This is a genomic window from Pseudomonas sp. 8 R 14 (assembly GCF_900005955.1).
GTDB classification, from domain to species: Bacteria; Pseudomonadota; Gammaproteobacteria; order Pseudomonadales; family Pseudomonadaceae; genus Aquipseudomonas; species Aquipseudomonas marginalis.
On record NZ_CVTH01000027.1, the window covers coordinates 180,843 to 194,188 of the forward strand.

The following is a 13,346-nucleotide window of genomic DNA, read 5'->3' on the forward strand; positions in this document are numbered from 1 at the left end:
ATGCGTTTGATCATCGTCAGCGGCCGCTCCGGCTCGGGTAAAAGTACCGCCCTCAACGTCCTTGAGGACAACGGCTTCTATTGCATCGACAACCTGCCCGCCGGCCTGCTCCCGGAATTGGCGGAGCGGGCACTGATCCATACCGAATTGGCACAACCTCTGGTCGCCGTTTCGATTGACGCCCGCAACCTGCCGAGCCACCTCACGCGTTTTCCGGAATTGCTCGAAGAGGTGCGTGCCAAACACATTCATTGCGATGTGCTATATCTGGACGCCGACGAAGAAACCCTGCTCAAGCGCTTCTCAGAGACCCGTAGACGTCACCCCCTCAGCAGCCCACACCGCTCCCTGGCCGAAGCCATCGAGGATGAAACCAAGCTGCTCGGGCCGATCATTGACCTCGCTGACCTCAAGATCAACACCACCAGCCTCAACCTGTACCAGTTGCGCGATGCCATCAAGCTACGCCTGCTGAACCAGCCGGAGCCTGGCACTGCATTTCTGGTCGAGTCCTTTGGTTTCAAGCGTGGCATGCCGGTGGATGCCGACCTGGTGTTCGACGTGCGCTGCCTGCCCAATCCTTATTGGAAGCCGGAACTGCGCGACCAGTCGGGGCTGGATCAGCCTGTGGCCGATTACCTGGCCGCGCAACCGGATGTGGAGGAGATGTTCCAGGACATTTCCAGCTACCTGCTCAAATGGTTGCCGCGCTTTGCTGCGAGCAACCGAGCCTATGTCACCATTGCCATCGGCTGCACCGGCGGTCACCACCGCTCTGTCTACCTGACCGAGCGCCTGGGCCAGGTGCTGCAACAAACCCTCAAGAACGTCCAGGTTCGCCACCGCGACCTTAGCTGAAAGGAACACCCCCGCGATGCCCGCTCTGGAAATTGAAATCATCAACAAGCTGGGCCTGCATGCCCGCGCCTCGGCCAAATTCGTCGGTATTGCCGGGCAGTTCCCTTGCCAGATCCGCGCCGGGCGTACACCGGAGAGCATGGTCGATGGCAAAAGCATCATGGCGATGATGATGTTGGCGGCCGGCAAGGGCACCAAGATTCATTTGAGCACCGAGGGCGAGCAAGAGCAGGAAGCAATGGACGCCCTGGTAGCGCTGATCAACAACTTCTTTGATGAGGGTGAGTAGTAACCCCTATCCCCGCTGAGGCCTCACCCCAAGGCGGTATCCATCACCATCATCAAGCAGAACCCCATGCACAGCCCCAGGCTCGCGAGTTTTTCGTGACCGTTGCGGCGCGACTCCGGGATCACTTCGTGGGTGACCACCAACAGCATCGCGCCAGCAGCCAGTGCCAGGCCCAACGGTAACAGCACCTCGGCCAGGGTCACCAGCCAGGCGCAAAGCACGGCGAACACCGGCTCCACCAAGCCTGACGCGGCGCCGATCAGGAACGCCCTGATCCGCGACATCCCTGCCCCAGCCAATACCAGCGCAATGACCAGACCTTCGGGCACATCCTGCAAAGCAATGCCCATGGCCAAGCTATCGGCATCCGGCATGCCGCCGCCGGCTGAGACGCCAACCGCCATGCCTTCGGGGATGTTGTGGGCGATGATGGCAAACACGAACAGCCAGATACGCGGTGGAATCACCGGTTTATCCGGTGTGCCCACCAACATTTCCGGACTGGCGCCGGAGACCTTGCGGTCCACCAGATACAAACCGAATGCCCCCAGCATGATGCCGAAGCTGATCAGCCCACCTGCACCCCAGGGCGAAAGACCAAGGGCTTCGGCCGCAGCAATTCCCGGCACGACCAGCGAAAACGCGGTCGCCGCCAGCATCACACCGGCACCGAAGCCCAACAAGGTATCGCTCAACGCCACCGGCATCCGCCGAATCACCAAGACCGGAACCGCCCCCAGCGCCGTGCCAAGCGCGCAAATCGCCCCGCCCTGCAAGGCGCGCATGATGCGCGGCTCCAGATCCAGCCAGGCCAGCCCGTGGGCCACCAGCAATGCAGTACCTGCCAATAGCAGCAGCGAGCCAAACGCATAACGAAACATTCGCACGCTGCTGATCGCCAGTGTTTCAGTGCCCATAGTCGGCCTTAGATCTTGTTATCGAGGTGAATGTCAGGCCAACGCGGCCTGATAGCGTGCGGCAACTTCCGGCCAGTTGATGACGCTGTAGAACGCATTGATGTATTCAGGGCGACGGTTCTGGTAGCGCAGGTAATAAGCATGCTCCCAGACGTCCAGGCCGAGGATTGGCGTGTTGCCATTCATCAACGGGCTGTCCTGGTTGCCGCTGCTTTCCACTATCAGCGTCTTGTGCGGAGTGACACTCAACCACGCCCAACCGCTGCCGAAACGGGTCAAGGCGGCTTTGGTGAAGGCTTCCTTGAAACTGTCGAAACCGCCGAGTTGCTCTTCTACGGCTTTTCCCAACGCGCCGTCGGGCTTGCCGCCACCTTTAGGCGACATCACCGCCCAGAACAGTGAATGGTTGGCGTGGCCACCGCCTTGGTTGATGACGGCCGCACGCAGTTTTTCCGGCAGTTGCTGCACGCTGGACACCAGTTTCTCTACAGGCCAGCCCGCAAACTCGGTGCCCTCGACCGCCGCATTGAGGTTATTGATGTAGGTCTGGTGGTGCTTGGTGTAGTGAATCTCCATGGTTTGCGCATCGATATGCGGTTCCAGGGCATCGTAGGCATAGGGCAAGGCAGGCAAGGTGTAGGTCATATCAATGTGCTCCGTATTGAGACGTGGTCGGCTGCACCGCAGTACCGCCCAGCAAGCGATGGGTGCGCGGGTACTCACCGTGATCGCTGATGAAATTCAACAGTTCGACGTAAGTCTTACTGCTCTGGCGCAGGGCCGCTTCCCGCAGCTGCGGGCTCAGGCGCACGTCCTGCATGGCCTGGAGCAAGCGCTGGTGAATAGCGCAGAGGTATTCGGCGCTTTCCTCGGGCTGATTCAGGCGCAGGTGCAAATCCGCCAGGTTGTGATGGGAAATGACGCAGGCCGCCACTGCTTCGTCGGCATTCGCCCAGCGCTCGAACAGCACTTGAGCCAGGGCCAGGGCTTGCAGATAGGCCTCGCGAGCGTCAACCAATTCGCCCTGCATAAAGCAGCGATTGGCCCGTTCGATCGTGCGTTTCCAGTGCTCCATGGTGAGCCTCCAAAGCAGGGTCGGTGATTACACGCCGCCAGCCGTGAGTTTTTCCGGATCCAACAGGACTTCCAGTTGGCTACGGGGCAGGTCGGTGTGCTCAAGGGCCACCTCAATCACCGGACGGCCCTGCTGATAAGCTTTCTTGGCAATCTCAGCGGCCTTTTGGTAACCAATGATCGGGTTGAGTGCGGTGACCAGGATCGGGTTGCGCGACAGCGCTTCCTTGAGCTTGGCTTCGTTGACCTTGAAGCTGGCGATGGCCTTGTCTGCCAGCAGACGGCTGGAATTGGCCAGCAACTCGAGGCTGCTGAGCAGGTTCTGGGCAATGATCGGCAACATCACGTTTAATTCGAAGTTGCCGGATTGGCCGGCAACGGTGATCACCGTGTCATTGCCGATGACTTGTGCAGCGACCATGGCGGTCGCTTCCGGAATCACTGGATTGACCTTGCCTGGCATGATCGAAGACCCCGGCTGCAGGCCCTCCAGTTCGATTTCCCCCAGGCCGGCCAGCGGGCCGGAGTTCATCCAGCGCAGGTCATTGGCAATTTTCATCAGCGATACGGCGGTGGCTTTCAACTGGCCGGAGACGGCGACAGCAGTGTCCTGGGAGCCGATCAGCGCGAACAGGTTCTTGCCGGGGGTGAATTTCACACCCGCCAGGCTACTGAGCTGTTGACTGAAACGCGCGGCGAATTCCGGGTGCGCGTTGATCCCGGTGCCCACCGCCGTACCGCCCTGGGCCAAAGCCTGCAGGCTCGGCAGCAAATCTTGCAGATGGCCGAGGTTGGCCTTGAGTTGCTGGGCCCAACCATTGAGCACCTGGCTCATGCGCACAGGCATGGCGTCCATGAGGTGCGTGCGGCCGGTCTTGATGAATGGGTGAACCTCTTCGGCTTTCTGCTCGATCACCTGCACCAGGTGCAGCAGGGCTGGCAGCGTTTGCTCGTGCAGCACCAGCGCAGCACTGACATGGATGGTGGTCGGAATGATGTCGTTGCTGCTTTGGCCGCAGTTCACATGATCGTTGGGATTGACCGCTTCGCCGAGCAAACGGCTGGCGAGCGTCGCAATCACTTCGTTGGCATTCATATTCGAACTGGTGCCGGAACCGGTCTGGAAGATATCCACCGGGAAGTGCCGCATGTAATCGCCTTCGAGCAAGCCTTGGGCGGCATCGACGATGGCTTTGCCCTGCCCTTCACTGATCTGCTTGAGGTCGACGTTGACCTTGGCAGCCGCCGCCTTGGCCAGGATCAGTGCGCGAATGAATTGCGCCGGCATGCGTTGGTGGCTGATCGGAAAGTTGTTCACCGCGCGCTGGGTTTGCGCACCGTACAAGGCCTCGGCGGGGACTTGCAGTTCGCCCATGCTGTCGCGTTCGATACGGGTGTTACTCATCGGAAGATCCTTGCACCAGGTCAGAAACGGAAATGGAGGGAAGCAGTTCGCAGGTCGCCAATTGCCAGGCAAAGGTCTGCCAGCGCTTGAGGCGGCAGGCACAGTGAGAGAGTTTTTCCAGGTCGCGCAGTGGGCGCCAGGCTTGATCCAGACACAGGGATCGCCAATGCCACGGCAGTGCAATATCGCTGGCGGTGTCGATCAGCAGGCGGAATGAGGTTTCAGCGATGGTCCACGGATGGGTCGCGGTACAGCACGCCAGGTATCGGCCCTCATTGAGGTAATGTTCGATCAGGCGAGGCTCATTGGGATCCAGACCACAGCGAATCTGGCGACTCATCCAGCGCCAGCTTTCCAGGTAAGGATCCTCATGCAGGACAGAACTCATGATCCACACTCATCCGGTAATGATATTTATTATTAAATGATATTGAGAATCAAAACAAGAGTAGCACCTCAATCCCTCTGAAACACGGCCACAAAAAAGGCGCGCCCTCCGTAAGAGGGCGCGCCTTTTTGTGCCGCTGTAGCGGGATTAGCTGCCTGCGACAGTCATCCGCTCGATCAGCACCGAGCCTGTGCGAATATTGCTGCGCAGCTCCAGGTCATTTCCCACGGCAACGATCTGCTTGAACATATCGCGCATGTTGCCGGCGATGGTCACTTCCTGGACGGCAAACTGAATCTCACCGTTTTCCACCCAGAAGCCCGCCGCGCCACGGGAATAATCCCCAGTGACCATATTCAGGCCATGGCCCATCAATTCGGTCACCAACAGACCACGTCCCATGCGACGCAACAGCGCCGCCTGGTCTTCATCGCCATGGGTCACGAACAGGTTATGCACGCCACCGGCGTTGGCAGTGCTTGGCAGGCCGAGTTTGCGGCCTGAGTAGGTGCCGAGTACGTAAGACACCAGCTCCCCGTTTTCGACGAACGGCTTGGCATACGTGGCCAGGCCGTCCCCATCGAACGCCGAACTGCCCATGGCCCGCATCAAGTGCGGACGCTCATCAATGGTCAGCCAATCGGGAAACAACGTCTGGCCAATCGCCCCTTCAAGGAACGAAGACTTGCGATACAGGTTGCCGCCAGAAATGGCCCCCAGGAAACTGCCAAACAGACCGCCTGCCAGCTCCGCCGAAAACAGTACAGGCACTTCACACGTCGGCACCGGGCGCGCGCCCAGGCGGCTCGCGGCACGTTGTGCGGCACGCTGACCAATGCTGACCGGGTCTGCCAGCAACTCACCCTGACGACTTACGTCGTACCAATAATCACGCTGCATCTGGCCATTGGCCTCGGCGATCATCACGCAGCTCAGACTATGGCGCGTGGACGCATACCCGCCGATAAACCCGTGGCTGTTGCCGTAGACGCGACAGCCCTGATGCGTGTTCAACGTGGTGCCATCGGCGTTCTTGATGCGGGCATCGGCATCGAACGCCGCCGCTTCGCAGGTCAGCGCCAGCTCGATGGCCCGCTCGGGCGTGATGTCCCAGGCATGGAACAGATCGAAATCCTTCAAGTCCTTGGCCATCAGCGCCTTATCGGCCAAGCCCGAGCTTTCATCCTCGGAAGTGTGCTGGGCAATCGCCAATGCCGCGGCAACCGTTTCGCGTATGGCCTCCGGACCGCTGGCCGACGTACTGGCCGAACCTTTGCGCTGCCCCACATACAAGGTGATGCCAAAGCCTTGGTCACGGTTGAATTCGACGGTTTCCACTTCCCGTTGACGTACCGACGTCGACAACCCCTGCTCCAGCGACACCGCCACTTCACAGGCACTGGCCCCCTGGCGCTTGGCCTCGGCAAGGATCTGCTCGACTTGTTCCTGCAGGGCCGGTAACGCTTGCGGACCGACGCTTTGGGCTGCACTCATGGTTTTCTCCACTCAAATTCTGCTTTCGGCTAAGGCCATCGAGCGACCGGGCCGGACAAGCGGCCCCCGACTGGTTATCATGGCGGCGTTTCTTTGCGGACTGCCACCATGGTTGATTCTTACGACGACTCCCTCGATGGGGAGAAAAGCAAAACCCAGGTCAAACGTGAGCTGCATGCTCTGGTTGACCTGGGCGAGCGCCTTACAACGCTCAAGAAAGACTTGATTGCAAAACTGCCACTGACCGACGAAATGCGCCGGGCGCTTGCGGACGCACCCAAGCACACCGCGAATATCGCGCGTAAACGACACATCATGTTTATCGGCAAGCTGATGCGCGATCAGGACACTGACGCCATTCTCGCCTTGCTTGATCAAACCGATGCCTCCACTCGCCAGTACAACGAACGTTTCCATAACCTGGAACGTTGGCGTGACCGCCTGATCTCGGGCGATGACGCGGTGCTGGAGAAATTCGTGCTGGACTACCCGGACGCGGACCGCCAGCAACTGCGCTCCCTGATCCGTCAGGCCCAGCACGAGCAGGCGCATAACAAGGCGCCGGCCACCAGCCGTAAAATCTTCAAATACATCCGTGAGCTGGACGAGACTCAACGCGGCCTGCGTTGATGCCCTTCCCCGGGTGGCGGTCTTCGCCACCCGAAGCTCCCCCCTTACGACCCCGTGCCACCCACGGTGATCGCATCAATTTTCAGCGTTGGCTGGCCGACCCCTACCGGCACCGACTGCCCATCCTTCCCGCACATGCCCACACCACTGTCCAGGGCCAGGTCATTGCCGACCATCGACACCTTGCTCATGGCTTCCGGGCCATTGCCAATCAACGTTGCCCCTTTGACCGGCGCGGTAATCCTGCCGTCTTCGATCAGGTACGCCTCGCTGGTGGAGAACACGAACTTGCCGCTGGTGATATCCACCTGGCCGCCGCCGAGGTTGGCGCAGTAGATACCGCGTTTCACCGAGGCGATGATCTCCGCCGGGTCACTTTCGCCACCGAGCATGTAGGTGTTGGTCATGCGTGGCATCGGCAGGTGCGCATAAGATTCGCGACGGCCATTACCGGTGCGCGCAACGCCCATCAGGCGGGCATTGAGCTTGTCTTGCATGTAGCCCTTGAGCACACCGTTTTCAATCAAGGTGGTGCATTCGGTCGGCGTGCCTTCATCATCGACGCTCAGCGAGCCGCGGCGACCGGCCAGGGTGCCATCATCGACAATGGTGCAGAGCTTGGACGCAACCATCTCGCCCATGCGCCCGCTGTAGGCGGAACTGCCCTTGCGGTTGAAATCGCCTTCCAGGCCATGGCCCACGGCCTCGTGCAGCAATACGCCGGACCAGCCCGAGCCCAACACCACCGGCAGCGTGCCGGCCGGCGCAGGAATGGCTTCCAGGTTCACCAACGCCTGGCGCAAAGCCTCACGGGCATAGCCCATGGCACGGTCGTCGGTGAGGAAGTAACGGTAGTCGGTACGCCCGCCGCCGCCGTGGCCGCCACGCTCGCGGCGGCCGTTCTGCTCGACGATCACGCTGACATTGAAACGCACCAGCGGCCGTACGTCCGCCGCCAGCCCCCCGTCGGTGGACGCCACCAGGATGCGTTCCCACACACCGGCCATGCTCACGGAGACCTGCTGGATACGCGGGTCCAGAGCGCGAGTGGCCGCATCGATACGCTTGAGCAACTCGACCTTTTCCGCGCGGCTGATCACTTCCAGGGGGTTGTCCGGCGCATACAACTGCGCCACGTCCTGGGTACTGAACGCCTGTACCGTGCCATGTTGACCGGCACGGGAGATCGAACGCGCGGCACGTGCGGCCAGGCCCAACGCCTCCAGAGTGATCGCGTTACTGTAGGCAAAACCGGTCTTTTCACCGGATTGCGCGCGGACGCCTACACCTTGGTCAAGATTGAAACTGCCTTCCTTGACGATGCCATCTTCCAGGGCCCAGGACTCGGAGATCTGCCCCTGGAAATACAGGTCGGCGGCATCGATGCCTGGCCCGGCCAGATCGCCGAGCACGGTTTGCAAGCTTTCGATGGTCACGCCACCGGGTGCCAGGAGGTGTTCACTGACTGAGGACAACAACTCGCTCATAGGTTTGGCCTTAAATTCATCGTTCTGAAGCAGGCCGCTGTGCGCCCTGCGAGAAAAAGCGCCGATGGTTGACCACCGGCATGCGCGCCCGTATCGACGCCTGTTCACTGCTATCGCGTTCGGCCAGCAACACCGCTTCGCCTTGATCCTGTTGTGCCAGCACCTGGCCCCATGGGTCGACGATCGCCGCATGACCATAGGTTTCCCGTGGCCCTGGATGCACACCGCCCTGGGCGGCCGCCAGCAGGTAACACTGGGTTTCGATGGCCCGTGCACGAATCAGCACATCCCAGTGGGCGGCACCGGTCACGGCGGTAAAGGCCGAGGGCGCGGTAATCAATTCAGCCCCCGCCGCGCGCAGCTCGCTGTACAGCTCGGGGAAGCGCAAGTCGTAGCACACCGTCAGGCCCAAACGGCCGACCGGCGTATCCGCCACCACCACGTTACTCCCGAAAGCATAGTCATCGGACTCCCGATAGCGACCCCGGGCGTCCGCCACGTCCACATCAAACAAATGCAGCTTGTCGTAACGGGCGACGACTTCGCCGCGATCATCGATCAGCAGCGAGCAGGCATTGGATTTGGCGTGCGGTTGATCCTTGGGCGGCAACGGCAGTGTGCCAGCCACTATCCATAAGGTGAGGTCGCGGGCGGTCTGTTTCAACCATGGCAGGATCGGACCTTCACCCAGCGCCTCGGCGCGGCCGATATCCGCCACGTCGCGGCGGCCCATGGCGGCAAAGTTTTCCGGCAGCACCGCCAGCTTCGCACCGCCGGCCGCCGCTTGTTCCAACAAGCGCCGGGCCTGGACCAGGTTGGCCAGCACATCGCTCTGACTGACCATTTGGATTACTGCAAAGGACATGGGCCGATACTCCGTAAAAGGCATGGGGCCATGCTACTCCACAGGCTCTCAGTTTGGTTTTTCAAAGGGCTTGTCGAAGGTGATTTTTGGATCCTTCCATGGGCCTTCCACCTTGTATTGCACGCTGGCGAAACGCGAAACACGGTCACCGATCAGCTTGTCGATCAGGAACAGTGCGCCACCAATCGCCGGCGCGCCCACGATCAGCGCGGCAATCGGCAGGTTGTTGGTCACCGGCAACGTCACCAGCAACTTCGCATCGACACGGTCAGCCACCAGGTCCAGGGTACCGTTGAGCTCCAGGTTGCTCGACGGGCCGGTCATGGTGATCGGTTCGCGCGTCACGAACACGCCATTGCTGGCGACCAATTGGCCCTTGACCCGGTCATAACTCAAGCCCTTGCCCAGCAGGTCGGAGAAGTCCAGGCGCAGGCGGCGCCCGATGGAGTTGAAGTTGAGCAGGCCGAATACCCGCAGCGCCTGGGCGCCACCTTCCACCTCGACAAACTGACCTTTACGGAACGTCGCATCCAGGCTGCCGGAGAAACGTTTAGGCCCGACCCAGGCCGGCGAACCCGGCCACCGCCCATCCACATCCAGGTGGAAATCCTCGCTGGTGACCGTGGGCGCATAGCCCCAGCCTTTGAGTACATCGGCGATGTTCTTGCCGTCCAGGCGCCCCTTGTACCAACTGCTGCTGTCACCCGGGACACCTTCCCATCCGCCGGCGCCCTTGAGTTGCATGCCCTTGAGGCCCAGGTCCAGCGTATTGAAGGCCAGGCCTTTGGCCGTTGGCCGGATCTTGAGTGACCAGGCGCCAATCAGGTCCGGCCCCTGGAACAGCTGGTCAATGGCGATATCCAGCGCCGGAATATCCTTGGGATCGATACTGGCCAACGGGTCCGGTGCATTTTCATCAGCCTGTACCGTCGGGTCCACCGCCGGCAGCTTCACGTATTGCAGGTTGACCGCAATTGGCGCGCCCTTGGCATCCGGCAGGTTCACCGCCCCCTTGGCCTGCTGGCTGTCGAACTGTAAGCCCCAGGCAGCGGGCTTTCGATCCAACTGCAGGTTAACCTGATCGAACTGGGTACCCAGGCCGGTGAGCTTGCCAATCTTGAATTCGGCACCGCTCAGCAGCTGCTTGGCACTGCCACCTGGGTCATTGCCAGCATACTGGTTCACCAGTTTTTTCCACGGGTCGATATCCAGCTCCGAGAGTACGCCACGGATGCGCAAGCCCTTGGCGCCTGGCAGCACGGCATCGCCATCGCCAAGGAACAACTCGCCACGGCCGTCATTGAGTTTGTCCGGCGGCGCGGCAAAGGTGAAGTTGGCCAACTCACCGTAATCAAACCAGTAGCGGCGCTCAGCCCCCTGCAAGGTCATGCGGAATACGCTGTCACGTCCCTGGCTGGCCGGCATGCCGAACGGCGCCGGCAAGTCCACCGCAACGCCCTTGAGGTTGGAGCTGACCATCAGTTGGCTGTCGGCACCGTCCAGGTTGAGCTGTAACTGATACGAAATATCACCGGACACCGGCAACGGCTGACTGACTTTCAACCAATCCGTCAGACGCTTGACCGTCACCTGCCCCTTGGCAGCGACACGGGTGCTGATATTGCCTGGCTTGCCATCGGCAAAGATCTGCGCGGTGATCGGCCGGTCAAATGCCTGGGCGGTAATCTTTTCGCCGCTCAAGCCCTTGGCGCTATCGAAGCGGAAATTACCCTTGAGCTGCGTCAGGTCCAGAGGCGGTTCCGCCAATTGCAGGCGTGCCTTGTCAGTCTGGAAATCCACCACGATCCTGGGCTCGATGCCCTTGACCAGCGGAACGTCCAGATCCAGCGAGCCCTGCAGGTCTCCCTCGCCTTTCCAGCCGGCGAAGGTGGAGGCCGTACCAATTGGCGCTTCCTGGAGAATCTTCAGCCCATCACCCAGGCCACCGGCAAAACCACCGGTAAGCAGCAGATGGCTTTCCTTGCCGGACGGCGCGTGGGGAATATTGACGTAGACGTCCTTGACCTTGGTGTCGAGCAACTGCCCCTTGCTGGCCAGGATGCGTACGCCCGTCTCTTCGACAAACACTTCACCATTGACCTTGTTCACATGGGGCCAACCCGGCTGGAACGCCAGTTCGGCGTCATGCACCTTGAAGAACAGGCTGATATTGCGCGCGGCCGGCAATGCGTCGTGGTTCAGCGAGCCCTGGTACTGGAAGAACCCCTGGTCCACCGCGCCCTTGAGAATTGCCGTGCGCAGCCACTCATCCAACGCGGGGCTCAGTACGGCCGGCAGGTATTTAGGGGTAAAGCGTCCATCGCCATCGACCATACCGACCCGCAGGTCCATATAGTCTTCCTGGCTATGGTCGAAATGCAGGCGAATCAGGAAATCGGCGGCGATCTTGCCCTCTTCCCCCAGCACCTTGATATACGGGGCGATCAGGGTGAAGCCTTGTTTATCCAGCTTCCACGTCAGGCGTGCATTGGCCTGGAGGTATTGCCAGGGCTTGGCGAAGATCGGATCGAGGTGCAGGGAAAAATCCTTGCTGTCCATGCGCAACTCGCCCTGGCCCAGGTCGCCGCTGATGCTGCCGGAAACGTTGCGTGCGGCCGGCGCACCGAAGTAGGCGTCAAACCCGACCCGCTCCAGGTTGGCGGCAAAGCTGACTTTTTGATCGGTGGTGTCTTGAGGACGGAAATCCACCAGCACATTACGCAGCAGGCCGGTGGCCTTCAGGTGCTCGACGGTCTTGGCGACGCCTTCCGGCAGCGGCGCCAGGGCGTTGAGCAACGGTGTGATGGGGGTCAGGTCAAGGCGGTCAGCCTGCAGCTTCCAGGCTTCCTGGTCCTTGTCGGTCGCCAGGGTCTGTTGCAATTGCAGGCGCGATTCCCATCGGGTCTCGCCCAGGTTCATCGCCAGGGAATCAAACAACACCTTCAAGCCGGTATCGCTGCGTTGCAGATAGGCCGTGAGTGCAAGGTTTTCGATATGCACCGGCTTGCGTTCGGCGTAGCTGCCCTTCACCTGCGGCGAGTTGAGGCGCACGACCGCACTTTGCACCGTGCCTTTACCCCAGTTCAGCCAGAACTCACCGCCGGCCTTGAACTGCGTGAGTTTCCACTGCTGGGTCAGCCTGGCGGGGATCCACTTGGCCCAGTCGCTCTGCGGCAGGCTCAGGTAGGCCTCGACTTCAGCGTCCTTCCACTGGCTCGCGCGAATGCGGCTGCGCAGGCTCAGGGCAAGGGGCTGGCCGTCGGGCAAGGTCAGGCGAGCGTCCAGGCGCTGGCGGGTGACGCCCGTGTGCAGGCTCAAGCCCACATACGTCAGGGTCAGCGGCGCTTGGTCGAACGGTTGCAGGGTGACCTGGCTGTCGAGCAGCGATACGCGCTTGACCATCTGCATGCGCTTGAGCAATTGCTCCGGGTCCAGCGGCTGGTCGTCCTGTATCGGCAAGCCTTGCAGCGCCCAATGGCCGTCCTTGTCTTCCTTGGCGCTCAGTTGCAGGCCACTGACTTCCAGGTGCGCAATACGCACTTCGCGCGCCATCAGGCTGGCCCACATGTCCGGCACCACTTCGACCTGGTCCAGGCGCAAGGCACTGCTGCCCTCGCCGACCATTACGTCGTGGGCCAGCAACACGGGCGCAAAACCGCTCCAGCGGCCTTCAAGGCTGCCGATGTGCACAGGCATGTCCACCGCAGCCTGGGCCTTGGCTTCGATTTCCGCGCGGTATTCGGCCACCAGCGGGGTCAATTCACGCCCCAGGCTCACATACACCGCCGCCAACACCAGCAGCAAGGCGCACAGCCCAAGGCCCCAACGGGTCAAAGCGGCAAAAAAGCGTGTCAGACGCTCCATGTCAGGCGACCCTCAAGGCAGTAGTCGGACTGCAGATCAAGGTCTGCGAGTCGCGTAAAAAGAAAGCGAATGGGG

The 13,346-nt window shown here is 61.0% G+C and carries 12 protein-coding genes; 3 read left to right on the plus strand and 9 right to left on the minus strand.

Going from position 1 to position 13,346, the window contains the following annotated elements; translation table 11 throughout:
• Entirely contained in the window at positions 1-858 is an 858-nt protein-coding gene (gene rapZ, locus BFQ01_RS03915) for an RNase adapter RapZ (protein ID WP_027604814.1), read from the plus strand.
• A 16-nt stretch (positions 859-874) separates the two neighbouring features.
• Positions 875-1,147 carry an HPr family phosphocarrier protein gene (locus BFQ01_RS03920; RefSeq protein ID WP_027604815.1) on the plus strand — a complete coding sequence of 91 codons (273 nt, stop codon included), beginning with the start codon at positions 875-877 and terminating at the stop codon, positions 1,145-1,147.
• A 23-nt stretch (positions 1,148-1,170) separates the two neighbouring features.
• On the opposite strand, the gene BFQ01_RS03925 is transcribed toward BFQ01_RS03920, so the two are convergent.
• The 6 genes from BFQ01_RS03925 to pmbA form a co-directional block, all read right to left on the minus strand.
• A complete protein-coding gene (locus BFQ01_RS03925; RefSeq protein WP_065924294.1) occupies positions 1,171-2,064 on the minus strand; it encodes a ZIP family metal transporter in 894 nt (297 codons plus the stop codon).
• Between the two features lie 33 nt (positions 2,065-2,097).
• On the minus strand, positions 2,098-2,709 hold the full coding sequence (locus tag BFQ01_RS03930) for a superoxide dismutase (RefSeq protein WP_065924295.1): 612 nt from the start codon (positions 2,707-2,709) through the stop codon (positions 2,098-2,100).
• A gap of 1 nt (position 2,710) precedes the next feature.
• Complete coding sequence (locus BFQ01_RS03935; protein ID WP_024073462.1) at positions 2,711-3,139, minus strand: hypothetical protein; 429 nt, start codon at positions 3,137-3,139, stop codon at positions 2,711-2,713.
• Positions 3,140-3,166: 27 nt separating this feature from the next.
• A complete protein-coding gene (locus BFQ01_RS03940; RefSeq protein WP_065924296.1) occupies positions 3,167-4,543 on the minus strand; it encodes a class II fumarate hydratase in 1,377 nt (458 codons plus the stop codon).
• Entirely contained in the window at positions 4,536-4,931 is a 396-nt protein-coding gene (locus tag BFQ01_RS03945) for a hypothetical protein (protein ID WP_027604820.1), read from the minus strand. Before BFQ01_RS03945 ends, BFQ01_RS03940 begins: the two co-directional genes overlap by 8 nt.
• A 147-nt stretch (positions 4,932-5,078) precedes the next feature.
• Positions 5,079-6,425, minus strand: coding sequence for a metalloprotease PmbA (gene pmbA / locus BFQ01_RS03950; protein WP_065924297.1), 1,347 nt, complete (start codon positions 6,423-6,425; stop codon positions 5,079-5,081).
• 108 nt (positions 6,426-6,533) lie between these two features.
• On the opposite strand from pmbA, the gene yjgA reads away from it, so the two are divergent.
• The gene (gene yjgA / locus BFQ01_RS03955) at positions 6,534-7,055 is read left to right on the plus strand and encodes a ribosome biogenesis factor YjgA (RefSeq protein ID WP_017138246.1); all 522 of its coding nucleotides are present in this window, start codon (positions 6,534-6,536) and stop codon (positions 7,053-7,055) included.
• Between the two features lie 44 nt (positions 7,056-7,099).
• On the opposite strand, the gene tldD is transcribed toward yjgA, so the two are convergent.
• From tldD to BFQ01_RS03970, 3 genes are read right to left on the minus strand one after another with little or no spacing between them, the layout of a single operon-like run.
• Positions 7,100-8,542, minus strand: coding sequence for a metalloprotease TldD (gene tldD, locus BFQ01_RS03960; RefSeq protein ID WP_065924298.1), 1,443 nt, complete (start codon positions 8,540-8,542; stop codon positions 7,100-7,102).
• A gap of 16 nt (positions 8,543-8,558) precedes the next feature.
• Positions 8,559-9,407 (minus strand): carbon-nitrogen hydrolase family protein, encoded by an 849-nt coding sequence (locus tag BFQ01_RS03965; protein WP_065924299.1) that lies wholly within the window; start codon positions 9,405-9,407, stop codon positions 8,559-8,561.
• A 48-nt stretch (positions 9,408-9,455) separates the two neighbouring features.
• Positions 9,456-13,271 (minus strand): YhdP family protein, encoded by a 3,816-nt coding sequence (locus BFQ01_RS03970; RefSeq protein ID WP_065924300.1) that lies wholly within the window; start codon positions 13,269-13,271, stop codon positions 9,456-9,458.
• Between the last annotated feature and the right edge of the window lie 75 nt (positions 13,272-13,346).